This window comes from Delftia sp. NA_296.1 (genome assembly GCF_052692095.1).
Genome location: NZ_JBQZGF010000001.1, coordinates 468988 through 491158, shown reverse-complemented (window position 1 = coordinate 491158; position 22171 = coordinate 468988). Strand labels below are relative to the sequence as shown.

Below are 22171 nucleotides of genomic sequence, written 5' to 3'. Positions count from 1 at the left end.
GGACGCATCGGTAATGGGCAGTCTACAAAGTGCAGCTGTCTTGATTCCGACCATGTTTCAGCGGGTGAGCAGACCAATTAAGGTGGCATGCCAATGTAAACCGTTGAAAAAAGCGGTCTGGTTCATTGGCGAAAATAGGTCTGTTTGAATCCACGCTCTCTCCATAGAATTCGCCGCCAGACGTTGAAAGTCATGAGATCCAATACCGCCACGAATCATCCGCAATCTGCAGTTGGGCAGATTGATTCAAGGTGGAATATGACAGAGTGAAGAAATCCATGACAACGTATCTGCCATCTGCAGCGACATTTGAAGCGCCATTGGTGATTGCGGCGGATGGAGAAAGCGGGGGAGGGAATAGGCGATTTGACTCAGATCAATCAAGTTCAATCACACGGAGTTGAAAAATGAATCTCGATATCTCTCGGACAGATGACGCCGTGCGCGATGCGCTCAAAAAGCTGTCCCTGCTCTGGAAGTCAAGAGCGGCCGTGAATCAGGACCTGCCTGATTACTGCGGCTTGGCGTTCGACCCCGCCCGGCAGGACTTCACCGCCTCGCTGCTGCCGTTTCGCGATCACCAGGCATGGGTGGAGGCACCTCAGCACCTGCGCGACCAATGCCTGTCCTACGCCTGGGGCATCTACAACCTCAAGACCATCTACATCGAGTGCAACGTGGTCACGCCGGCCTGCGAGGACATCATCAAGACCCCGCCGCCCAGCGCCAACCGGGCGCTGCTGCAGGACGTCATGTCCCAGGCCCTGCTGGACGAGGCCCTGCACACCCGCATGTCCATCATGGCCTGCAACTACATCTACGAGATGCGCGGCCTGGCGCCGCTGGACTACGCGGACTTCAACCTCGTCGGCTGGCGCAACGGCGTGCTGGCGCAGTGCGGCGCGGAATGGGAGCGCCGCCTGGCCCGCTTCGCCATTGCCTGCGCCAGCGAGACACTGATCACCGACTACCTCAAGACCATGGCCGAGGACCGCAGCATCCAGCCCATCTGCCACGAGGTCACGCGCACCCACGCCGTGGACGAATGGAGCCACTCCAGCGTCTTCAGCTCGGTGGCCACCGACATCGTCCAGGGCCTGAGCAACCGCGAGCGCAGCTACCTGCGCTCCATCATCCTCAAGACCGTGCAGATGTTCGCCAACAACGAGCTGGGCGCCTGGTCCACCGTCTTCACCATGGTCGGCATGCCGCATGCGCGCGACATCCTGCACGACGTGGGCGACAGCAACGAGATCGGCGTCTACACCGACTCGGTGCAAAGCCTGATCGACCGCATCGGCCTGGCCGGCCGCAACCTGGGCGGCAGCGTGGCGCTGGTGTCCTCGGTCCTCGAGGAGATGCAGGCATGAGCGCCGCCCTCCAGGCAGGCAGCACGCTGGCGCGCTGCGCCGCGGCACGGGCAGAGGCGGGCGGCGTCATGGTCTACACCCTGCGCGTGCAGGGCGCCTCGGCGCAGTTCCTCGGCGGCCTGCGGCCCGGCCGGCATGTGGCCGTCGAGCATGCCGACGCCAGTGGCGCCGTGCAGCAGCGGCTGTACTCCATCACCCGCTACGAGCCCTGCAGCGAGCACGACGGCGCCGGCCAGTTCGACATTGCCGTCAAAAGCTCGGGCCGGGGCAGCGTCTCCGACCACATGCATGCGGTGCTGCGCGCAGGCTCCACGCTGCCGCTCGGCCACGTGGCCGGTGACATCACGGCCGACCTGGTGCTGGGCCTGGACTCCCTGGTCATGCTGGCCGGCGGCATCGGCCTGACCCTGCCGCTGGCGCTGCTGCGCGAACTGGACCGGCTGCGGCAGCAGGGCCAGCGCGTGCCGCGCACCACGCTGCTGCTGTGCTTTGCGCGCATGGCCGACATTCCGTTCCTGCAGGAGCTGCAGCAGCTGTGCGAAACGGCCCCCTGGTTCGACCTGCGTATCCACATCACGCGTGAAGACATTGCCGCCCACGGCCCCTTCGTGCCAGGCCGCCCCTCGCAGCAGTCCCTGCTGGCGCTGGGCCAGCCCCAGGCGGTGGTCATCTGCGGCGGCCACGCCTTTGCGCAGACCTTTCGCGAGCATGCGCGGGCCTGCTTTCCCGGTGCCATACAGCACATCGAGGCCTTCACGCCGCCTGCCGCATCCACGGCCCAGCCAGGCGAGACCGCGCAGGCATGCCAGCTGCAGATCGCGCACAGCGGGCAGATTGTCGAAGCCGCGTCCGGCAAAAGCCTGCTCGAAATCCTGGAGGGCGTGGGCATTGCCATCCGCAGCCAGTGCCGGGCCGGCATCTGCGGCAGCTGCCGCATCCGCATCACGGGAGGCAGTTCACGGCTGGAGGCGGACTTTTGCCTCAGCGACAGGGAAAAGGAAGCCGGCTATGCCTTGGCCTGCTGCACCTTCCCCTCGGCAGGCCATATCCACGTCGATCTCAAGCCCGGCGCCTGACGGGCTCCGCACGTTCCAAGCCACCCTCCTGTATCCACCTGAGTTCCTCCCATGAAAAAAGCCATCGCGCTGCGCCACATCCACTTCGAAGACCTGGGTACCCTGCATGCCGAGTTCGCCAGCCGCGGCTACGAAGTGCAGTACGTCGATCCCAGCATCGGCGAGCTTGACACCCTGGACCTGGGCCGTGCCGATCTGCTGGTCGTGCTGGGCGGCCCCATAGGTGCCTATGACGAGGCGCTTTATCCCTTCGTCGCCCAGGAGCTGGCGGCCGTGCGCCGCTGGCTGGACAGCGGCAAGCCGCTGCTGGGCATCTGCCTGGGCGCGCAGCTCATTGCGCGCGCGCTGGGCGCCAGGGTCTACCCGCTGGGCGTCAAGGAAATCGGCTTTTCTCCGCTCACGCTTACCGATGCGGGCCTGGCCTCGCCCCTCGCCAAACTGGACGGCGTGCCCGTGCTCCATTGGCATGGCGACCAGTTCGACATTCCCGAAGGCGCCGTGCACCTGGCCGGCACCGCCATCGGTGCCAACCAGGCCTTCGCCGTGGGCCCGCAGGTGCTGGGCCTGCAATTCCATCTGGAGGCCGATGCGGCCCGGCTGGAGCGCTGGCTGGTCGGCCATGCCTGTGAGCTCGGCATGGCCAAGGTGGACCCGCGCACGCTGCGCGCCGATGCCCAGAAATACGGCGGCCTGCTGACCCTGGCCGCGCGCGATGTGCTGGCCACCTGGCTGGCCAACCTGGAGCGCAGCCGCTGAACCTGCGGCGCCGCCCATTCACCCATTTCCCCCCCACGCCGGAGCCGCGCTGCGCGGCGCCGGAATCTCTGTTCCCGAAAAAAGGAGAGTTGAAGATGGTTGTCGTACTGTTCGAACTGCAGGCCTTGCCCGGCCAGAACCAGACCTATGTGGACCTGGTCAACAAGCTCACCCCCATGCTCAAGCCCATGGAAGGATTCATCTCCGTGGAGTGCTTCCAGAGCACGCTCAACCCCGAGAAAGTCATGTCCGTCACCACCTGGCGCGACGAGGAAGCCGTCGTCCAGTGGCGCAACGTGGAAGCCCACCTCAGCGCCCAGCGCGCCGGCCGCGACAAGATCTTCAAGGACTACCGCGTGCGCGTCACCCAGGTGCTGCGCGACTACGGCCTGAACGACCGCGCGCAGGCGCCTGCGGACAGCATCATGGGCAAGGCAGGCAGCTGCCCGGTCAGCCACGCCTGAGGGCTGGCGGTGCCGCAAACGCCCGGCTGGTCCCCCTGCCGGAGCGCGATGCACGCCCTCGAAGGATGCCGGCAGTGACTACGCTGCCGGCGCCAGGCCGGAAAAAAAGCCCGCTGAATGCTCAGAGGGCTTTTTTTCGGAAGGCACAGATTCCTTCGCATCGGAACTCCACCGCACCGCACGGCATCCTGCGTGCCGCCGTGTGCAGCGCCTTCAGTTGCGAGCTGCCGCTGCCGCCATTTCCGCGAGGAACGGGCCTTGGGCCGCTTCGGGTTTGCTTTCGATGAGGAAGTCGTCGCGATCCTGGTCCTTGATCCAGTTCGGAGGCTTGCCTCGACCTGTCCACGTCGCTCCCGTGGCCGGATCGCGATACTTCGCCGGCGCACTGGTTTTTTCAGGGATGTAGGGGAACACTTGCTGTTGGGTGAACCCGAAATCGGTCACCAGCTTCTGGACCTTGGACAGGGCAGCGTCGGCCGCCGAGGTGCGGGCCTTGGCAATTTCCATGTCCAGCGCGGCCTTGGCCGCAAGGAGTTCTTTGAGGGACTGTGTCATTGGTGTCGTGAAATTTTGAAGCCAGATTATGGGGCTGATCGGGCAGCCGCGTGGTGTCCGGATCATGCAGGCCGATGAAAGGAAGGCCGCCCGCCTGAACCTGCTGCCGAGGCGGGTGACCACAGGCCCGGGCAGGAAAGCCGGTCTTGCCCTCATCTGTGGTCGCGCGTACTACCCCGCACGGCCGCAGCGATCACGCCAGATGGAATATCCCGCGTTACACCGGCCTGGCAAGGCAGCCCTAAGCTTCCAAGCTGCGAACGAATTCGCTCCCCACCTCGACTCCTAGAAGAGAGTCCACGGCCGCCACCCGCTTCAGCGCTTCGTCGGCGCTGAAGCCATTTCCCTCCAGCACGGCCAATGCATCGTTGTGCAGGGCATAGGCCAAGTGCGCTGCGATCCGTACGCTTGGATCTGCGTCCACGTTGCTTCCCAGATATCCGCTCAGGAGAAGACGGATCTCGCACACGGCTTTCGCCAGGATTTTCTCCTCAGTCAGCTGTTTCATCACGCCCCTTTGCCTTATCGCCCCCACAACTGCCTCCATCGCCTCAATCTGCGCATTGATAAAGGCAAGCAGCTCATTGGAATCGACAACCTCCATGGGATTGCTGGGGTAAGCGCCAATCAGCAAGCTTGAGATGAGTCCCCATTGTTCTCGCACGCGGTTCAGTTGGTTGAACTCATCTTCCGACATCTGAAAGTACAACATGGCGACTCCTTAGCGAAATGGCTTGGAGCCGGGCGCGGAGAAAGGGTAAGAAGCGATGTACAGATCAGAGAGCTGTGGCGCAGTGGAAATTGAGATGGGGAAGGGCCTTGAAACGCCCGCAAAGAAAATAGCCATAAGGCCTCCAAGCATTTTTCCAACACTGCTTTCGGGAGCGGCTTACCGGCTAGCAAGAAGTGTGTTCAGCACTTTGCGCGAGATGATACTCCAGGCCTATGGCAGACTGCCCTGGTTCAGTTCTTCCTTGAACCGATCGCCGGCCGGCTTGGCGCTCAAGGCTTATCTCCGTCACTCACCGAGGATTTCTCATGATCATCACCACCACCCCCCAGATCGAAGGCCGCCGCATCACCCGCTACTGCGGCGTGGTCGCGGGCGAGGCGATTTTGGGCGCCAATGTGTTCAAGGACCTGTTCGCCGGGCTGCGCGACATCGTGGGCGGGCGGTCAGCCACCTATGAGCGCGAGCTGCAGCGGGCGCGCGAGATTGCGCTCAAGGAGCTGGAGGAACGCGCCCAGGAACTGGGCGCGAATGCCGTGGTGGGGGTGGACCTGGATTACGAAGTGCTGGGCCAGGGCAATGGCATGTTGATGGTGTCTGCCAGCGGCACGGCCGTGGTGCTGGAGTAGGCAGGGTCATCGGCCAAGCGGGCCAAGCAGGCCAGCGAAGTCAACGAGGCGCCGTGCCCCGCATCTCCAGGCAGCGGGCCAGCGCCCGCGCCGCCTCGCCCAGGCGCGGGCCGGGGCGGGAGACCACGTCTGTCTCGACCAGGTCCAGCGCGCAGATGCGGCCCGAGCGCACGGCGGGCATGTGGCTCCAGCCGGGGCGGGTGGCAAAGCTGGCCGATGGCGTCTGCGGCGTGTGGATGATGAGTTCTGGCTGCTGGCGCAGCACGTATTCGGGCGTGATTCGCGGAAAGGGTCCCAGGTTAGGCGGCAGCACGTTGCGCGCGCCCAGGCGCTGCAGCAGCTGGCCTATGAAGGAGTCCGGCCCCGCCGCATAAGGCGTGGCGTCCACCTCGAAATACACCTTCTGCCCGGCGGGCGCTTGCGCAGCCAGCGCCTTGGCCTGCTGGTCCACCTCGGCCTGCATGCGTGCCAGTAAGGCGTTGGCGCGCTGCACCTGCAGCAGCTGGTCGAGCTTGTGCAGCACCTGCTCCAGCTGCGCCATGTCGTTGGCGTCCAGCGCCAGCACCGGAATGCCGAAGCGCTCCAGCTGCGCGATGACGGGTGCGGAATACGCCATCAGCACCACGTCGGGCCTGAGCCGCACGGTGGCCTCGACCAGCGGGGCAAAAGTGTGGCCCAGCTTGGGCAGGGCGGCCACGCGCGCCGGGTGGTTGGAGAATTCGTCCACGCCCACGATGCGCTCGCAGGCGTCCAGCGCGCACAGCGATTCGGTCAGCGAGGGCAGCAGCGAGACGATGCGCTGCGGCACGCGCTCCAGGCGCACCTGACGGCCGCGCATGTCGGTGACGGTGTAGGCGGTGGTTGCCCCGCCCGTTCCCGCATCCGCCGCCTTTTGCGCAAAGGCGTTGCCCGTGCCGCCTACGCAGGCCAGGGCGGCGGTCAGCAGCAGGATGCGGGGCAGGCGCAGAAGCAGGTGCAGAAGCAGATGCATGGGGTCAGGGCAGAGGTGTCCAGCGCACGCTGACGAACACGGTGCGGCCTGCGTTGGCATAGCCGCGCGTGGGGGCGTAGTCGCGGTCGGCGATGTTGTTGACGCGGGCCAACAGCGTCCATTGCCTGGTCAGCTGGCGCTGGGCGTAGAGGTTGACCACGCCGTATCCACCCAGCTTGAAGGTGTTCGCCTCGTCGGCGTAGCGGCCGCTGTACAGCTGCGCTTCGCCGCCCAGCGTCCAGCCGGCCGCCTGGGTGTCGGCGTTGAGCTTGAGCATGCGCTTGGAGCGGTAGGGCAGCAGCTTGCCGGTCTCCAGGTTCTCGGGGTTCATGAAGTCCAGCGAGGCGCCCAGGTTGGCGCTGCCCAGGCGCGTGCTGCCCGACAGCGTCAGGCCGGTGATCTCCACACTCTGCCAGTTGCGGTAGCAGTTGCAGGGAAGGGCGCTGTTCCAGTCGTAGGTGATGAGGTTCTTGAACTTGTTGCGGTAGACCACGGCCGAGAGGCGGTTGGCACCGGCCGCATAGTGCAGGCCCGTTTCCACGTTGGTGCTGCTTTCGGGCTTGAGGTCGGCCGCCGCCTGGCCCGTGAAGCGTTCGTACAGCGTGGGCGTGCGGAAGGCCGTGCCGGCCGATGCCACCCAGCGCCAGCGCTCGTCGATCTGCAGGCCGTAGCCCAGGCCGCCCGTGGTCTTGTTCTGCTGGTCGCGCACCTGGTCGTGGCGCAGGTTGGCGTCGAACTGGTGGCGGCCCTCGGTCAGGCGCCAGCCGGCCGACAGGGAGTTCTGCACGCGCCGGCTGTCGGTGTTCTGCGTCCAGGCGTATTGGGTGTTCAGCCTGTCCTCGCGGCGCTCCAGGTCGATGTTGAAACGGTGCTGGCCCAGCGTGAACAGGTTCTGCAGCAGGTAGTTGGTGGAGCGGCCCTTGGCGCTTTCGGGCGACTGGGTGTGGCGGTCGCTTTGGCTGTCGGTATGGGAGATCTGGACCACGCTCTTGTACATGGCGTTCCAGCCGGCCTGCCAGCGCAGGCTGCCGGTGGTGTTCTTGACCACGTCGTAGTCGTCGAAAGGCGGCGGGCTCTGGTCGTAGTGGGTGCGCAGGCGGCTGTGCAGCAGGCTGGCATCGATCTGGTGGATGCCCGTTTTGTAGCCCGCGTTCAGGCCCAGCGAGGTGTTGCTGTAGCCATCCTTGTCCGGATTGGGCGAGAAGGTGTTGCCGGGGTAGACGTCGAAGCCGTCACTGCGCTCGTCCGCCAGGTTCAGCCCGTAGGTGAAGCCGTTGGCTCCGCCCTGAAATCCCGTGGCCAGCTTGCTGGTGCCCTGGTTGCCTATGCCGGCCTCGGCATAGGCGCGGGTCTGGCCGTCCGCCCGCTTGGTGAAGATCTGGATCACGCCGCCCATGGCGTCTGAGCCATAGATGGCGGCGGCCGGGCCGCGCAGCACTTCGATGCGCTCGATCTGCGCCAGCGGCAGGGTGGACCAGACCGCTCCGCCCTGCAGCTCCTGCGAGCTGTAGCGCACGCCGTCGATGAACACGGCAGTGTGCTGGTTGCTGGTGCCGCGCAGGTAGACCGAGGTGACCTGGCCCGGCCCGCCATTGCGGTTGATCTGCACGCCCGGCACCTGCACCAGCAGGTCGGCCACGCCCGTGGCGCCGCTGCGGGCAATGGTCTCGGCGTCGATCACGGTCATGTCGGCCGTGACGGTGCGCAGGGGCTGCTCGCTGCGCGAGGCGGTGACGACCACGGTATCGAGCTGGGAGGTCTGTGCGCGCTGCGCCTGTTGTGCCTGTGCTTGGGCCTGGCAGGCCAGCAGCGAGGCCGCAGCCAGGGCGGACAACGTGCGCAGTACGGGGAACGCCGAGGGCGAGCGAAGAGCGGCGCCAGGGGCGCGCGCGAGGGCGAGGGTGTGCATGGATGCGAGCCAGTTGCGCGCCAGCGACCCCGCCGGCACGGAAACCACAAAGACCGGCTGCGCTGCATGCGCGGCCGGCCGCCTGTTGGCCGGTATCCAGACTGGTGACGCACTCGCCAAGGCCTTCCCGGGCTGTACGCCCAGTGGCACGGGTTTGGCGGGGGCCGGTGCCATGCACGCGGCGTTTCACTCACTGTTGCGGGGGCAGTACATGCGGGCGGCTTTATCTGGCCGCCCCATGTTTCCCGTTTAACCGCAGCCCTGCAGGCTGCTGGCACCAACGGCGGCGATTGTACGGCGGGGCGTTCAGTGCCGATGTAAAGCTTGCTTGACATACCCGCGGGTGGCATCGCACAATGTCAAGCATCCTTTACACATTGCGAGAGACTTCCATGAATCAAACAACGGTCACCAACCGCCGCTACCAGAAGGAACTGGGATTTGCGCTGCTGCTCTACATGGCGCTGCTTGTGGGGGCGCTTTTGCTCAGCGCCGACATGCAGGCCGGAGCCCTGCGCACGGCGCTGCTGCTCAGCCCCATGCTGGCGTTTGCGCTGGCCGTGCGGGCCATCGTGCGCCTGGTGCGCGATACCGACGAGTTCCTGCGCAAGTCCATGCTGGAGCAGCTGGCGATTGCGGCGGCGGGCACGGCCGGCATCACCTTCACCTACGGATTCCTGGAAATGGCAGGTTTTCCCAAGCTCAGCATGTTCATGGTGTGGCCCTTGATGGGTGCGCTCTGGGTGGCGGCTTCGGTGGCCCACTGGCTGCGCAGCCGATGAGCTATTCCGCCAAAGTGCCCCTCCCATGAAAAACACCATCCGTGAACTGCGCGCCGAGCGCGGCTGGAGCCAAGCCGCGCTGGCGGACCTGCTGGGCGTGTCGCGCCAGACCGTGAATGCGATCGAGACGGGCCGCTACGACCCCAGCTTGCCGCTGGCATTCGCCATTGCCCGGGTGTTCGAGACCCGGATCGAGACGATCTTCCAGGAGGGTTGAGCGCAGCGCTCAGGCCACGATCATGACCAGCAGCACCAGGCCCAGCAGGGCCAGGTAGGCCTTGGCGTGCAGGGCATCGGGAATGCGGCCGATCAGCGGTGCCGCCAGCCTGATGCCCGTCCACGATCCGGCCGTCAGCAGCGCAAAGGCCTGCAGGTCCACATAGCCCACATGCCAGGGGCCCAGCCCCGCGCCCTGGGATGCCAGCATGTAGGCAGCGGTGCCCGCCACGGCCATGGGCAGGGACAGCGGGCTGGCCATGGCCGCGGCGGCCGCCATGCTGGCGCCGCGTCGGCGCATCAACGGCACGGTCATCACGCTTCCGCCCACGCCCAGGAAGGCCGCGATCGCACCAATGGCCAGGCCCGCCGTGGCCGCCGCCCGCCGGCCCATGGGTTGCATGCCGGCGGCGGTGCCGTGCACGAAGCCCGGGCGCAGCAGCGCGTCGGCGATGGTCAGGGCCAGGTAGGCGATGAAGGCCCAGTGCACCCATTCCCCGCTGATCCAGGTGGCGGCCGCCGCGCCCGCCACGGCACCGGCCGCGATGAAGCCAGCCAGTGGCCGCACCTGATCCCAGGGCAGGGCGCCCGCGCGGTGCTGACGCAGCGTGGCCATGGAGGCGCCAAAAATCATCACGCAGGTGGAGGTGGCTACGGCAATGTGCATGGCAGCCTGGCCAACGGCGGAGTCCGCGCCGTGGATGGAGGTCAGCAGCGCATAAAGCAGCGGAACGGCCACGAAGCCGCCGCCAAAGCCGAAGAGCACGGTGGTCACGCCGGCAAGCACACCGAAAACCAGCAGCAGGAGAGGGAACACAGACAGTCCTTTGGAAAAAACGAGCAAGGACTGAACCTTAGGATGCCGCGGTTTGGCCTGCTTTCGCGGATAGGTCAATAATCCTTGAATTCCTGCCAAAGCCTGTTGGCTGTTTTCCGGACATTCCCATGCTCAACATTCCGCTGCATTCCGTGGATGCCGTGGCGCGCGATGTGCTGGCCATCGGCACCGACTACACGCCTGGCACGCTGCTGCCCACGCACAGCCACCGGCGTGCCCAGTTTCTCTACGGGATGAGCGGGCTGATGGAAGTGGAAACCGACGACGGCGCCTGGACCATCCCGCCCTACAGCGGCGTGTGGATTCCGGCCAGCAAGCCGCACAGCGTGCGCATGCAGGGCGTGAGCACGCGCAGCCTGTACATCGAACCGGCTGCTGCGCCCCGCCCGGGTGTGCACTGCGAGGCTCTGGTCGTTACCCCGCTGCTGCACCAGCTGCTGCTGTCCTGCGCCGACCTGCCGGCGCTGTACGACGAAGCGGGCCGCGACGGCGCCCTGGTCACGCTGGTGCTGCATGAGCTGGCCTCGGCCCGCAGCGTGCCGCTGTTCGCGCCCATTCCCCGCGACGAAAAGCTGGCCGCCCTGTGCAAGCAGTTCCTGGCCCAGCCCAGCATCCGCGCCACGCCGCAGGACTGGGCGCAGGCGCTGAACAAGAGCCTGCGCACCTTCAGCCGGTTTTTCCAGCAGCACACAGGCATGGCCTTTGGCGCCTGGCGCCAGCAGGCCTGCCTGCTGGCGGCGGTGTCGCGGCTGTCTGCGGGCGCATCGGTCACGCAGGTGGCGCTGGACCTGGGCTATGACAGCCCCAGCGCGTTTTCCACCATGTTCCGCAAGGCATTGGGGCGGGTGCCTTCGGAGTTGGGCAGCAAAGGCATGGCATTGCCATAAAAACGCGACGGGGCATTGGGCAGGCGCGGGATTGCCGAGATTTGGCGGCAGAATGCGGGCCTATTTGTCTGACCGCTCCAAATGCTTGAATTTATTCGATCCGTCTTTTCGGGGTTCTCCGGTTCTGCCCGCGATCCGCAGTCTTTTGCTCATCGAGAGCATGCGCCGCCACCAGGAGAAGTCCTCGCGGAAGGGAAGGACGCTTTTGTCTTTTCAGCACATTGGACGATTGAAAACGAATTTCCCATTCTGGATTGGGAGGCTGCCCAGGAATGGCTTGACGCCATTGCCGACGAGACCCAGCGAAGCGCTGCCTGCACCCGGCTGCGCAAAGGCTGGCTGGAGCATATGCGCCAGGCCCTGGGCCCGCACTACGCGCTGCATGAAACCGAGCACGCGATGCTGGTCAGCAGCCAGGAAGACCATGTGGCCAAGGCAACCCTGGGATTTGTGCGCAGAACGCAGCAGCGTATCGAAAGCGTGCTCGACGGGATCGCCCTGTTTCCGCAAGGCTTCAGCGAGGCGCTCATCGTTTTTGATGACAAGCCCGAGTACTACGGCTATCTGTCGCACTGCTACGACGGGGAAGAGATAAGAAATACCGACAGCGTCCTCGTCACGGCAGGCGAAGGTCATCTGGTGATGCTGAAAGCAGACCTGGGTACGTTGGAGCCCTTGATTGCGCGCCATCTCACGCATGCTTGCCTGCTGCGTCTGCCTCTTCCTGTATGGCTCAATGCCGGGATTGCATCCCATATGGAGCAACGCCTCTATGGCCACATGAAATCGCAGACCTCACCCATGCAGATGCATGCGCGGCATCAGGCGTTCTGGGATGCCCAGGAGATACAAGGCTTTTGGAACGCTGCATCCTTCAGTCAGTCCGATAATTCCAATGAGTTGTCTTACGATCTGGCACGCATTCTGGTTTCGCAGATGAGCAGGGATTGGCCGGCATTTCGGGCTTTTGTGCTGGAGGCGGATTGGAATGATGGCGGCGCTGCTGCCGCAATCACCCATTTGCAGCGCAATCTGGGCGAAATCGTGGCCGCCATTCTGGAGCGCACTTCGTCCTGCGGTCTGGAGCCTGATCCGTCGCAGTGGGAGTCCGCGCTGGAGGACGAGGACTCCGTGGCTGCGGTGGCTGCGTCCTGACTCGCTCCATCCATCCGTGAATCAGTGTGTTGCCTGGGCAGGTTTGCACGCAGTCGATGCCGTCTCCCGTGTCATGGCCCAGAACACCAGTGCCGCCAGGCTGAACGCCGCCCCCGCAACGCAGACCCCGTGCCAGCCAAACCGCGCGTAGGCATTGGTGGAAATCAGCGCCCCAAGCCCGCTGCCCACGGCATAGAACAGCATGTACAGGCCCACCAGCCGGCTGTGCGCCTGCGGGTTGCTGCGAAAGATCAGGCTCTGGTTGGTCACATGCAGGGCCTGGCCGCCCAGGTCGAGCAGCACGATGCCGGCAACCAGCGCCCACAGCGACTGCTCCAGCAGCGCAATCGGCACCCAGGCCAGCAGCAGGATCACCAGCGCTCCCAGGCTGGTGCGCTGCGCGAAACCCTGGTCGGCCCAGTGGCCGGCACGGGCTGCTGCCAGTGCGCCCACCACGCCGGCCAGGCCAAAGGCGCCGATGGCCGTGAGCGACAGGCTGTAGGGCGGTGTGCTCAGCGGCAGGACCAGGGCGCTCCAGAAGATGTTGAAGGTGGCAAACATCAGCAGGGCCAGCATGCCGCGTGTGCGCAGCATGCGGTCCTGGCGCAGCAGCTGGAGCATGGAGGCGAGCAGCTGCGTGTAGCTGGGTGCATGCAAGGGCACCGCCAGCCGGGGCAGTTGCCGCCACAGGGGCCAGGCCAGGGCCAGCATCAGCAGGGCCGAGCAGGCATAGACGCCACGCCAGCCAGCCAGGTCACCCACGGCTCCGGCAAACACGCGCGCCAAAAGCAGGCCGATGAAAACCCCGCCCTGGGCCGCGCCCACCACGCGCCCGCGCTCATGCGCCTGGCTGGCGCTGGCCGCATAGGCGATCAGCCCCTGCGTCATGGCCGTGCCCAGCAGGCCCACGGCCAGCATGCCCGCCAGCAGCAGAACGGCCGAACGCGCGGTGCTGACGGCCGCCAGGGCCAGCACCAAGCCCAGCAACTGCAAAAGCATGAGCCGCCGCCGCTCCAGCCGGTCGCCCAGCGGCACCAGCAGCAGCAGTGCCAGCGCGCAACCGGCCTGCGTGGCGGTGACCACGCCGCCCACGGCCGCATGGCTGATGCCGAAGTCGGCCGCCAGCGCCTCCAGCAGCGGCTGGGCGTAGTAGACATTGGCCACGCTCAGGCCGCTGGCAGCGGCGAACAGCAGCACCAGGCTGCGCGGCATGCGGACCGTGTCCGGAGCAGGGAAGGCGTTCATGGGTTGAATCCGGTTGCAAAACAAAACTGGTTGGATGCTAGTTGAACCAGTTTTGAAATGCAACCACAATGACGTCATGAAAGAAGACACCCGTCCTGACACACCGCAGCCCTGTCCGGTGGCCCGCTCCCTGGATGTGATCGGCGACCGCTGGTCGCTGCTCATCGTGCGCGATGCCTTTGACGGCATCAGCCGCTTTGGCGATTTCCAGCGCAGCCTGGGCGCGGCCCGCAATATCCTGGCCGACCGGCTGCGGCGTCTGGTGGAGGCCGGCATCCTCGAAACCCGCCCGGCCGCAGAAGGTTCGGCCTACCAGGAATACGTGCTCACGGCCCAGGGCCTTGAGCTGTTCCCGGTGATCGTGGCGTTGCGGCAGTGGGGCGAAGGCCATCTGTTCGCGCCGGGCGAGGCGCATTCGCTGCTGCTGGATCGCCAGACCGGCCTGCCTGTCGCGCCCATGCTGCCGCGCGGTGGTGATGGCCGGGCCTTGCTCCCGGGCCAGACCGTGGTTCAGAAAATCGATTGATGGATATCCATGCTCTCTGCCTTCATATCACTCATCTACGTACAGATTTCTCCCGAGCGTCTGACGCTGAAGGATCCGAAGACCGGGCAGACCCTGTCGGAGGTTCCCGAGCTGGCCCTGAGTCCGCCGCCCCGGCGCCGGATTCTCGCGGCCGGCCCGCAGGCCAGGCTCGCGGCTGCATCGGAGCCTGCCGAAGTCGTCAATCCCTTCGCCCACCCGCGTTCGCTGATATCGGACTTCATCCTGGCCGAGCAGCTTCTCAAGTACCAGCTCAGGCGCATGCATCGGCGTGCCTGGCTGGCGGCCTCCCCGCACATCGTCATCCATCCGCTGGGCGACCCCGAGGGCGGATTCACCCAGGTGGAACTGAGGGCCTTGCGCGAGCTGGGCAGCGCGGCCGGCGCCTCGAAGGTGAATGTCTGGACAGGCCGGCCCTTGACAGACGAGGAATTGCTGACGCGCAAGCCCCCTGCGCAGGGCGGTGTCTGGGAGTGAGGCTTTGCTCTTCGCCATGAAAAAAGCGCCCGTCACAACGGGCGCTTTGTCTGGGTCAGCGCAAGGGCCGATAACGCGCTATCAGAACCGCGCCATCAGAACCGCGCCGTCATCCCCACGAAGTAGGTACGGCCGCCGTTGTCATAGTTGGCGCCGATGGTGCGGGTTTCCTTGTCGGCCAGGTTGATGATGCCGGCGCGCAGGGTCAGGGTGTCGGTCACGTTGTAGTTCATGGACACGTCAAAGGTCGTATAGGCCTTGGCGAAGGTGGTGGCCGTGCCCGTGGTCACGACTTCCTTGCCCACGTGGCGGGCGCTGAACATGGCGGACCAGCCCTGGCGGATCTGCCACTGCAGCGACGAGTAGATGGACAGCTCGGGCACGGCCAGCAGCGAGGCGCCCGTGCTCAGGTTCTTGGACTCGAACATCTTGGTGATGTTGGTGTTCCAGGTCAGGCCCTTGGCCAGGGGAACGTTCACGAAGCCTTCCAGGCCGCGCGTGCGGGCACGCTGGGCGTTGGCCATGCGGGTCCACCAGAAGCCGTTGTAGAAGCCCAGCGGCTGGTAGTCGATCTTGTTCTTGAAGTTGGTGTGGAAGTACGTGGCGCCCAGGGCCCAGCCATTGCGGTCCCAGCTGGTGCCCAGCTCGAAGTTGGTGCTGGTCTCGGGCTGCAGGTCGGGGTTGCCGGCCATGTAGCAGCCGCGCGTGCCGTCGGCGTTGACGCTGGTGTTGGTCCAGCCCATGCCGGCCAGGCTGCGGCAGCCGTTGCCCCCGGATTGCGTGGCGGCGCTGGCCGAGTTTTCCTTCAGGTTGGGCGCACGGAAGCCGCGCGAGACGCCGCCGCGCACCGTCCACTCCGAGGCCGGGTGGTAGACCAGGTAGGCGCGCGGACTCCCGTTGTTGCCGTATTTCTGGTGGTGGTCCATGCGCAGGCCCAGCGTCAGCGCCAGGTTCTCGCGCAGGAAGATCTGGTCCTCGCCGAACAGCGCCCAGGTGGTGGCACTCAGGCCCGAGCCCGAGACCGGGCGCCCCGCGTAGTCGATGGGAGCCAGGCCGATGGTGTCGCGGTTGTCCAGCGACTCGCGGCGCCACTGCATGCCCAGCGTCATGGCCTGGTCCAGGCCCCACAGCTTCAACGGCTTGTCGATGCGGCCGTCCAGCGTGGTTTCCTTGGAGTTGTTGCCGATGGTGTCGCCCTTGTCCTCGTACTTGTTGTGCACGAGGTTGAGCTTGGAGGTCAGGTCGCCCCAGCGGCCGTCATGGCTGAGGCCGAACTTGGTCTGCTCCAGCTTGCTCAGGCCCCAGGGATAGACCACCTGGTCGCCCGACGCCGTGCGCGCGTCGGAGCCCGTGGCGCGCTGGATGCCTTGCGCGGCCTCGATGCCGATCACCTGGTCGGGCGTGAGCTGCCAGTTGAGCAGGGCGTTGAGGTTTTGCTTGCGCGAGCCGGCCGTCGATTGGTAGGTGCCCGGGAAGCCGCCCGTGCTCTCATCGGCTGCGCGGTCCGTGTAGTTGCCGCCCAGGCGCAGGCCGAACTTGTCGGACAGCGGGCCGCTGAGGTTGAAGCCCAGCTGGCGCGTGTCGCCGCGGTCGCCGTCGGAGGGCTTGCTGTAGTTCAGCGTCGTCGAGCCGCTCCAGCGCTTGCCGATCTTGCGCGTGATGATGTTGATCACGCCGCCCATGGCGTCCGAGCCGTACAGCGAGGACATGGGGCCGCGCACCACCTCGATGCGCTCGATCATCTCGGGCGAGATCCAGTCCAGATCCTGCGAGCCCAGGTCGTCACGGTAGTTGATGCCGGCCGAGTTGCCCTGGCGCTTGCCGTCCACCAGGATCAGCGTGTACTTCTCGGGCAGGCCGCGCAGCTTGATCTTGGACTGGGCGCCCGTGCCGGACAGGCCGCCGGTCACGCCGGGAATGGTGGACAGCAGTTCGCCGATGCTGGTGACGGGCTTGCGCTCGATGTCCTCGCGGGTGATCACGCTGATGCTGGCCGGCGCTTCCTTGATGTCCACGGCCGTGCCCGAGGCGGTCACCACCACCGTGGACAGGGACGTGTCGGCCTTGTTGTCGGCTGACTGGGCATGGGCCATGGCTGTGCATGCCAGGGCGGCGCAAAGAGGAAGCGGGCGGAGCACCGAGATTCTGACCATCTTTGTAAAGTTCCGGTTTGGTTAAAAATCAAGGTGCGAATGATAACGATTTGTATCCACATCTTTTTGTTGGCGTAAAGACAGTTGTTTTTTTGTTCACTCGTTATCTAACTGCTGGACAGGCCAAAGATGCTGTGCACAAGTTTGGTGCGCGGCAAGAGGGGCCGCGGAGGCGCAGAAGGGGAGCGCAGAAGGGGACGAAGAGGGAGCGCGGGCGCCAAAGGCACCCTGCAATGGCCGCCCCCATGCGCAGGGGGGCGGCCGGAAGAGGGTCAGCGCGGTTCGGCTGCCGTGCCTGCAAGGGCGGTGGAGCGCTCCGCCGACTGGCGCGATGCCTGGCGGCGCACGAACTGGTAGGCGATGGCCAGCAGGGCAAACCAGGCCGGCGTCACCACCAGCGCCTGGCGCGTGTCGGCCTGCAGGGTGAGCAGGCCCAGGATGGCGGCAAAGAACACCAGGCAGGCCCAGCACATGGCCACGCCGCCGGGCATCTTGTAGCGCGAAGCCTCATGCAAGGCCGCGCGCTGGCGCCGGTAGGCGATATAGGACAGCAGGATCAGCGACCACACGAACATGAACAGGATGGCCGATACCGTGGTCACCAGCGTGAAGGCTTCCACCAGATCGGGCACCACCCACATCAGAAACGCGCCGGCCAGTAGGCAGGTGCAGGAAAACAGCAGCCCGCGCGAGGGCACGCTGCTGCGCGACAGCCGGTGGAAGGCCCGGGGCGCATCGCCCTTGAGCGCCAGGCCGTAGAGCATGCGGCTGGTGGAGAACACGCCGCTGTTGGCCGACGAGGCGGCCGAGGTGAGCACCACGAAATTGATCACGCCTGCGGCGGCCGGCAGGCCTGCGAGCACGAACAGCTCCACGAAAGGGCTCTTGCCGGGCACCACGTCGCGCCAGGGGGTGACGGCCATGATGGCGATCAGGGCCAGCACGTAGAAAACGATGATGCGCACGGGAATCGAATTGATGGCGCGCGGCAGCGTGCGCTCGGGGTCCTTGGCCTCGGCCGCCGTGGTGCCCACCAGCTCGATGCCCACGAAGGCGAACACCGCGATCTGGAAGCCCGCGAAGAAGCCCATCATCCCGTTGGGGAACATGCCGCCGTCATTCCAGAGGTTGGACAGGCTGGCCGTGCGGCCCGCAGGCGAGACGAAGGCGGCACCCACCATGTACAGCCCCGTGCCCACCAGGGCCACGATGGCCACAATCTTGATCATGGCGAACCAGAACTCGATCTCCCCGAACAGCTTCACCGTCAGCAGGTTCAGGCCCAGCAGCAGGCCCACGCAGGCGATGGCCGGTGCCCACTGCGGCAGGTCCGGGAACCAGAACTGGGAGTAGGCCGATATGGCAATCACATCGGCAATGCCCGTGACGATCCAGCAGAACCAGTACGTCCAGCCCGTGAAGAAGCCGGCCCAGGGGCCGAGCAGGTCGGACGAGAAGTCGATGAAGGAGCGGTACTGCAGGTTGGACAGCAGCAGCTCGCCCATGGCCCGCATCACGAAGAACAGCATCACGCCGATGATGGTGTAGACAAAGATGATGGACGGGCCGGCCAGGCTGATGGTCTTGCCCGAGCCCATGAACAGGCCCGTGCCTATGGCCCCGCCGATGGCGATGAGCTGGATATGGCGGTTGGTGAGATTGCGCTGCAGGTCGTCTTGACCGTGCAGGCCCTGGCCGGTTGGCGGGGCCTTGTGTGTCATCAGAGAACTCCGGGGAAGACTGGCAAAGCGATGGCAGAAAGGGGGAAATCCGCCTGCCGCGGCCGTGTTTTCAGTCTCTGCATGGAGTCCATGCCTGGAAATGCGGCAGCGCAGCAAAACGGAACGAAGGCCGCGAGGATACCCGAACCTCGCCCCCGCATCAGCCCTGCCGCGCCGTGCCGCTCCAGTCAATGAAGCGGGTTTGATATGGGTGGATCAGCCGCGCGCCAGGCGCCGGGCGTTGGCCACTGCAGTGCGGTGCACGGGCGCCATGCCCTTGCCCACCACGCCCCACATGGCGTTGCTCCATTGCGAGGCCTGCGATGCCAGTGCGCCCCCATTCCAGGTGGAGGCGCTCCAGGGCATCCACCACATGCGCATCCAGGCCTGCATCAGGGCCTGGCTGGCAACCATGGACTGCAGGCCCATGGCGGCCCAGGATTGGTGGAAGGCTGTCTGTTTCTCGGACACCATGCGCGTGAATTCGCGCCGGTCCCGTGCGGAGGGATTGGCCCCGGCCAGCGCCATGCGGGTGAGCCTGTGCGCCACCACCTGCGGCGCGGCAATGGCCAGATCGGTGGCCTGACGGGCCACCGAAGCAGCCTTGGAAGATTTGCGGTTTGCCATGTGCGCTCCTGAAGCTCTGGATCCACCTGCCAGATCCACTTGCCGGTTCCACTTTAGCCAGATGCATGCCGGCCCGCGTAGGCCGATGACGCAATGCAGCAAAAACGCGTTTATCGCGGCTGGGGCCGGGGTGCCGGCGCGGCTCCGTCCTGCGTGACCTCAGATACCAGGGCGCGCCACCAGCGCTCGCCTGCATGGGGGGCGGCCAGGTCCACGCGCTCGCCCATCATGGGCGTGGCCACGGCAATGCCGTGCTCGGCGCCCAGGGCCAGCACGCGCTCGAAGGGGTCCCACCAGGCATGCATGGCCAGGCTGAAGGTGCCGTTGTGAATGGGCAGCAGCCAGCGTCCGCCCAGGTCGCGGTGGGCCTGCACGGTCTGGGCCGGGTGCATGTGGACATAGGGCCAGTGCGGGTCGTAGGCGCCGGTCTCCATCAGCGTGAGGTCGAAGGGGCCGAAGCGCCGGCCGATTTCCGCAAAGCCGTCGAAATAGCCGCCGTCGCCGCTGAAGAAGACACGCAGCGTGTCGGCGCTTGCCAGGTCCTCGATGACCCAGGACGCCCACAGCGTGCGGTTGCCGTCGCGCAGGCCCCGGCCCGAGAAATGCTGGGCCGGCGTGGCCGTGAAGCGCAGGCCGTCCACCTGCACGTCCTGCCACCAGTCGAACTGGCGCACCTTCTCGGGGGCCACGCCCCAGGCCATGAGCCGGTCGCCCACGCCCAGCGTGCACAGGAAGAAGTCGACCCGGGGCGCCAGGGCGCGGATGGTGGCACGGTCCAGATGGTCGTAGTGGTCGTGCGAGAGCACCACGCCGCGCAGCGCGGGCAGTTCATGCAGGGCGATGGGCGGCGCATGAAAGCGCTTGGGGCCGATGAAGGAAAAGGGCGAGGCGCGCTCGGCAAACACCGGGTCGGTGATCCACCAGCCGCCGCGCAGTTTCATCAGCAGCGTGGAGTGGCCCAGGCGGTACAGGCTGCGCTCGGGCGCGGCGGCCAGGTCGGCCGGGGTGAGCCGCTGCACGGGCAGGGGCGCGGCAGGCTCGGTGTCCTTGGGCTTGTTGAAGAAGAAGTCCCACATCACCTTGGCGTCGGGCTGGGGCGCGTTGGCGGGGCGGGGATGGACGTTGCGAAAGCGCCCGCCCGCCGACTGGGGTGATTGGGCGTAGTCGGCAATCGGGGCGCGGAAGATGCGGGGTGTTTTCACGGTGCTCCGTCGGTGTTCAGGCCGCCGCCATCATGGAACCGGTGGCGCAGCCCTGTCGAGATGGTGGTCTTGGCGGCCCGATTCAAGGCGCCTTGCGTGTCGTCATGTAAACAAAAAAGGAGCTGCCCCTGCAGGCAGCTCCTTGTCGTGATGGCCGCAAGCTGGGCCTCAATGGGCGCCGGCCGCCTCGGCACCACCGGCATGGCCCGCAGGGCGCCTGGTCATCCAGATCAGCACGATCAGCACCAGGAACAGCACGGACGATGCCAGGAAGATGTCGTCCGCCGCCCGCGTGTAGGCCTGCTGGTCGATGAGCCGGTTGATCTGGGCCAGCGCCTGCGCTTGGCTGAGACCCGCAGCCTGCAGCCCCTGCAGGGTGACGCCGAACACGCCTTGGCCCTGGATCAGCCCTTCGGTCAGATGGGCATGGTGCAGCGCGGCGCGGTTTTCCCACAGCGTGGTGGCGATGGAGGTGCCCATGGCCCCCGCCGTGATGCGCACGAAGTTGCTCAGGCCGGCGGCGGCCGGGATACGGTCCGGCGAGATGCCCGACAGCGTGATCGTCGTCAGCGGGATGAAGAAGAAAGCCATGGCCCCGCCCTGGATCAGCGTGGGCACCAGGATGTGCATGAAGTCCGTCTCCACCGTGAAGCGCGAGCGCATCCACAGCACCAGGGCGAACACGACGAAGGCGCCCGTGGCCATCTTGCGCGGGTCCCACTGCGTGACCTTGCGGCCCACCAGCGGCGTCAGGATGATGGCGAAGATGCCCACCGGCGCCAGCGCCATGCCGGCCGTGGTGGAGGTATAGCCCATCCACTGCTGCAGCCACAGCGGCAGCAGCACCACGTTGCCGAAGAACAGGCCGTAGGCAATCGACAGCGCCACCGAGCCCGCCGCGAAATTGCGGCGCATGAACAGGCGCAGGTCCACCACCGGGTGCGCATCCGTCAGCTCCCAGACCAGGAAGACCACGAAGCTCACGATGGCCAGCACGCACAGCGTGACGATCTCGCCCGAGGCGAACCAGTCCAGCTCCTTGCCCTTGTCCAGCATCAGCTGCAGCGCGCCCACCCACAGCACCAGCAGGGCCAGGCCCACGGAATCGATGGGCAGCTTGCGCGTGGGGGTCTCGCGGCTGCGGTAGATGCTCCAGGTCATCAGGGCCGACAGCAGGCCCACGGGCACGTTGATGTAGAAGATCCAGGGCCAGGAGATGTTGTCCGTGATCCAGCCCCCCAGCAGTGGCCCGACCACGGGCGCCACCAGGGTGGTCATCCCCCACAGCGCCAGCGCCACCCCGGCCTTGGCCGGCGGGTAGCTGGACAGCAGCAGTGTCTGCGACAGCGGGATCATGGGCCCGGCGACCAGGCCCTGGAGCACGCGGAACAGCACCAGCATCTCCAGCGACGAGGCAAAGCCGCACAGCCAGGAGGTCAGCACGAACAGCAGCACGCTCATGCTGAACAGGCGCACGGCGCCGAAGCGCTGCGTGAGCCAGCCCGTGAGCGGCACCGAGATGGCGTTGGCCACGCCAAAGCTGGTGATCACCCAGGTGCCCTGGCTGGGGCTGACGCCCACGTCGCCCGAGATCGCCGGAATGGCGACGTTGGCAATGGACGAGTCCAGCACGTTCATGAAGGTGGCCAGCGACAGGGCCAGCGTGCCCAGGGCCAGCTGGGCGCCCTTGAGCGGTGCGGGCCGTGCGGGCATGGCAGGCGGTGCCGAGGGTGGCGCGGCAGGCGGCACGGTCGGCCCACCCGGCTGCGCCGGCTCCGGCACGGCGGTGGTAGATGAAGTCATAGGCAGTCCGCGTAGGTTCTGGGAAGGCGGGGAAGCGATGC

Annotated in this window: 22 protein-coding genes and 1 riboswitch; of the genes, 11 read left to right on the top strand and 11 right to left on the bottom strand. The window is 66.1% G+C overall.

Annotated features, from left to right (window positions below; all coding sequences use genetic code 11):
• Positions 1 to 407: 407 nt before the first annotated feature.
• From ACUTR7_RS02380 to ACUTR7_RS02365, 4 genes are all read left to right on the top strand, one after another.
• Positions 408 to 1370 carry an AurF N-oxygenase family protein gene (locus ACUTR7_RS02380; RefSeq protein WP_012205541.1) on the top strand — a complete coding sequence of 321 codons (963 nt, stop codon included), beginning with the start codon at positions 408 to 410 and terminating at the stop codon, positions 1368 to 1370.
• On the top strand, positions 1367 to 2446 hold the full coding sequence (locus tag ACUTR7_RS02375) for a 2Fe-2S iron-sulfur cluster-binding protein (protein WP_180317103.1): 1080 nt from the start codon (positions 1367 to 1369) through the stop codon (positions 2444 to 2446). Before ACUTR7_RS02380 ends, ACUTR7_RS02375 begins: the two co-directional genes overlap by 4 nt.
• Positions 2447 to 2497: 51 nt before the next feature.
• On the top strand, positions 2498 to 3202 hold the full coding sequence (locus ACUTR7_RS02370) for a glutamine amidotransferase (RefSeq protein ID WP_071955846.1): 705 nt from the start codon (positions 2498 to 2500) through the stop codon (positions 3200 to 3202).
• Positions 3203 to 3297: 95 nt separating this feature from the next.
• Entirely contained in the window at positions 3298 to 3666 is a 369-nt protein-coding gene (locus ACUTR7_RS02365) for an antibiotic biosynthesis monooxygenase family protein (RefSeq protein WP_012205544.1), read from the top strand.
• Between the two features lie 213 nt (positions 3667 to 3879).
• On the opposite strand, the gene ACUTR7_RS02360 is transcribed toward ACUTR7_RS02365, so the two are convergent.
• Positions 3880 to 4221, bottom strand: coding sequence for an H-NS histone family protein (locus tag ACUTR7_RS02360; RefSeq protein ID WP_034393459.1), 342 nt, complete (start codon positions 4219 to 4221; stop codon positions 3880 to 3882).
• A 241-nt stretch (positions 4222 to 4462) separates the two neighbouring features.
• The gene (locus ACUTR7_RS02355; protein ID WP_445608018.1) at positions 4463 to 4933 is read right to left on the bottom strand and encodes a hypothetical protein; all 471 of its coding nucleotides are present in this window, start codon (positions 4931 to 4933) and stop codon (positions 4463 to 4465) included.
• Positions 4934 to 5259: 326 nt separating this feature from the next.
• Between ACUTR7_RS02355 and ACUTR7_RS02350 the strand changes: the two genes are divergently transcribed.
• Positions 5260 to 5580 carry a heavy metal-binding domain-containing protein gene (locus tag ACUTR7_RS02350; protein WP_012205554.1) on the top strand — a complete coding sequence of 107 codons (321 nt, stop codon included), beginning with the start codon at positions 5260 to 5262 and terminating at the stop codon, positions 5578 to 5580.
• 40 nt (positions 5581 to 5620) lie between these two features.
• Here the strand turns inward: ACUTR7_RS02350 and ACUTR7_RS02345 are convergent, their stop codons facing one another.
• Both ACUTR7_RS02345 and ACUTR7_RS02340 read right to left on the bottom strand, forming a co-directional pair.
• Complete coding sequence (locus tag ACUTR7_RS02345) at positions 5621 to 6571, bottom strand: ABC transporter substrate-binding protein (RefSeq protein ID WP_445608017.1); 951 nt, start codon at positions 6569 to 6571, stop codon at positions 5621 to 5623.
• A gap of 4 nt (positions 6572 to 6575) precedes the next feature.
• Complete coding sequence (locus ACUTR7_RS02340) at positions 6576 to 8480, bottom strand: TonB-dependent receptor domain-containing protein (RefSeq protein WP_445608016.1); 1905 nt, start codon at positions 8478 to 8480, stop codon at positions 6576 to 6578.
• A gap of 70 nt (positions 8481 to 8550) precedes the next feature.
• Positions 8551 to 8776, bottom strand: a riboswitch (cobalamin riboswitch).
• A gap of 96 nt (positions 8777 to 8872) precedes the next feature.
• Between ACUTR7_RS02340 and ACUTR7_RS02335 the strand changes: the two genes are divergently transcribed.
• A complete protein-coding gene (locus ACUTR7_RS02335) occupies positions 8873 to 9262 on the top strand; it encodes a hypothetical protein (RefSeq protein WP_012205557.1) in 390 nt (129 codons plus the stop codon).
• A gap of 25 nt (positions 9263 to 9287) precedes the next feature.
• Entirely contained in the window at positions 9288 to 9479 is a 192-nt protein-coding gene (locus tag ACUTR7_RS02330) for a helix-turn-helix transcriptional regulator (RefSeq protein WP_123693248.1), read from the top strand.
• A gap of 9 nt (positions 9480 to 9488) precedes the next feature.
• Here the strand turns inward: ACUTR7_RS02330 and ACUTR7_RS02325 are convergent, their stop codons facing one another.
• The gene (locus tag ACUTR7_RS02325; RefSeq protein WP_445608015.1) at positions 9489 to 10295 is read right to left on the bottom strand and encodes a sulfite exporter TauE/SafE family protein; all 807 of its coding nucleotides are present in this window, start codon (positions 10293 to 10295) and stop codon (positions 9489 to 9491) included.
• 128 nt (positions 10296 to 10423) lie between these two features.
• Between ACUTR7_RS02325 and ACUTR7_RS02320 the strand changes: the two genes are divergently transcribed.
• Positions 10424 to 11203 (top strand): AraC family transcriptional regulator, encoded by a 780-nt coding sequence (locus ACUTR7_RS02320; RefSeq protein WP_445608014.1) that lies wholly within the window; start codon positions 10424 to 10426, stop codon positions 11201 to 11203.
• An 81-nt stretch (positions 11204 to 11284) separates the two neighbouring features.
• Positions 11285 to 12358 (top strand): hypothetical protein, encoded by a 1074-nt coding sequence (locus tag ACUTR7_RS02315; protein ID WP_445608013.1) that lies wholly within the window; start codon positions 11285 to 11287, stop codon positions 12356 to 12358.
• 21 nt (positions 12359 to 12379) lie between these two features.
• Here the strand turns inward: ACUTR7_RS02315 and ACUTR7_RS02310 are convergent, their stop codons facing one another.
• A complete protein-coding gene (locus ACUTR7_RS02310; protein WP_445608012.1) occupies positions 12380 to 13603 on the bottom strand; it encodes an MFS transporter in 1224 nt (407 codons plus the stop codon).
• Positions 13604 to 13679: 76 nt separating this feature from the next.
• On the opposite strand from ACUTR7_RS02310, the gene ACUTR7_RS02305 reads away from it, so the two are divergent.
• Together ACUTR7_RS02305 and ACUTR7_RS02300 are read left to right on the top strand one after the other, a co-directional pair.
• Positions 13680 to 14129, top strand: a complete 450-nt coding sequence (locus ACUTR7_RS02305) for a winged helix-turn-helix transcriptional regulator (protein WP_445608011.1) — start codon at positions 13680 to 13682, stop codon at positions 14127 to 14129.
• 9 nt (positions 14130 to 14138) lie between these two features.
• Positions 14139 to 14624: a rod shape-determining protein gene (locus ACUTR7_RS02300; protein ID WP_445608010.1), complete on the top strand. Its 486-nt coding sequence runs from the start codon at positions 14139 to 14141 to the stop codon at positions 14622 to 14624.
• Between the two features lie 95 nt (positions 14625 to 14719).
• Here ACUTR7_RS02300 and ACUTR7_RS02295 read toward each other — a convergent pair whose 3' ends face one another.
• The 5 genes from ACUTR7_RS02295 to ACUTR7_RS02275 form a co-directional block, all read right to left on the bottom strand.
• Positions 14720 to 16717 carry a TonB-dependent receptor domain-containing protein gene (locus tag ACUTR7_RS02295; protein ID WP_445608009.1) on the bottom strand — a complete coding sequence of 666 codons (1998 nt, stop codon included), beginning with the start codon at positions 16715 to 16717 and terminating at the stop codon, positions 14720 to 14722.
• A 332-nt stretch (positions 16718 to 17049) separates the two neighbouring features.
• On the bottom strand, positions 17050 to 18498 hold the full coding sequence (cycA, locus tag ACUTR7_RS02290; protein ID WP_180319568.1) for a D-serine/D-alanine/glycine transporter: 1449 nt from the start codon (positions 18496 to 18498) through the stop codon (positions 17050 to 17052).
• Positions 18499 to 18714: 216 nt separating this feature from the next.
• The gene (locus ACUTR7_RS02285; protein ID WP_016453442.1) at positions 18715 to 19125 is read right to left on the bottom strand and encodes a polyhydroxyalkanoate granule-associated phasin; all 411 of its coding nucleotides are present in this window, start codon (positions 19123 to 19125) and stop codon (positions 18715 to 18717) included.
• Positions 19126 to 19235: 110 nt separating this feature from the next.
• Positions 19236 to 20327: an MBL fold metallo-hydrolase gene (locus ACUTR7_RS02280; protein WP_445608008.1), complete on the bottom strand. Its 1092-nt coding sequence runs from the start codon at positions 20325 to 20327 to the stop codon at positions 19236 to 19238.
• 168 nt (positions 20328 to 20495) lie between these two features.
• Positions 20496 to 22130, bottom strand: a complete 1635-nt coding sequence (locus ACUTR7_RS02275) for a DHA2 family efflux MFS transporter permease subunit (RefSeq protein WP_445608007.1) — start codon at positions 22128 to 22130, stop codon at positions 20496 to 20498.
• Positions 22131 to 22171: the final 41 nt, after the last annotated feature.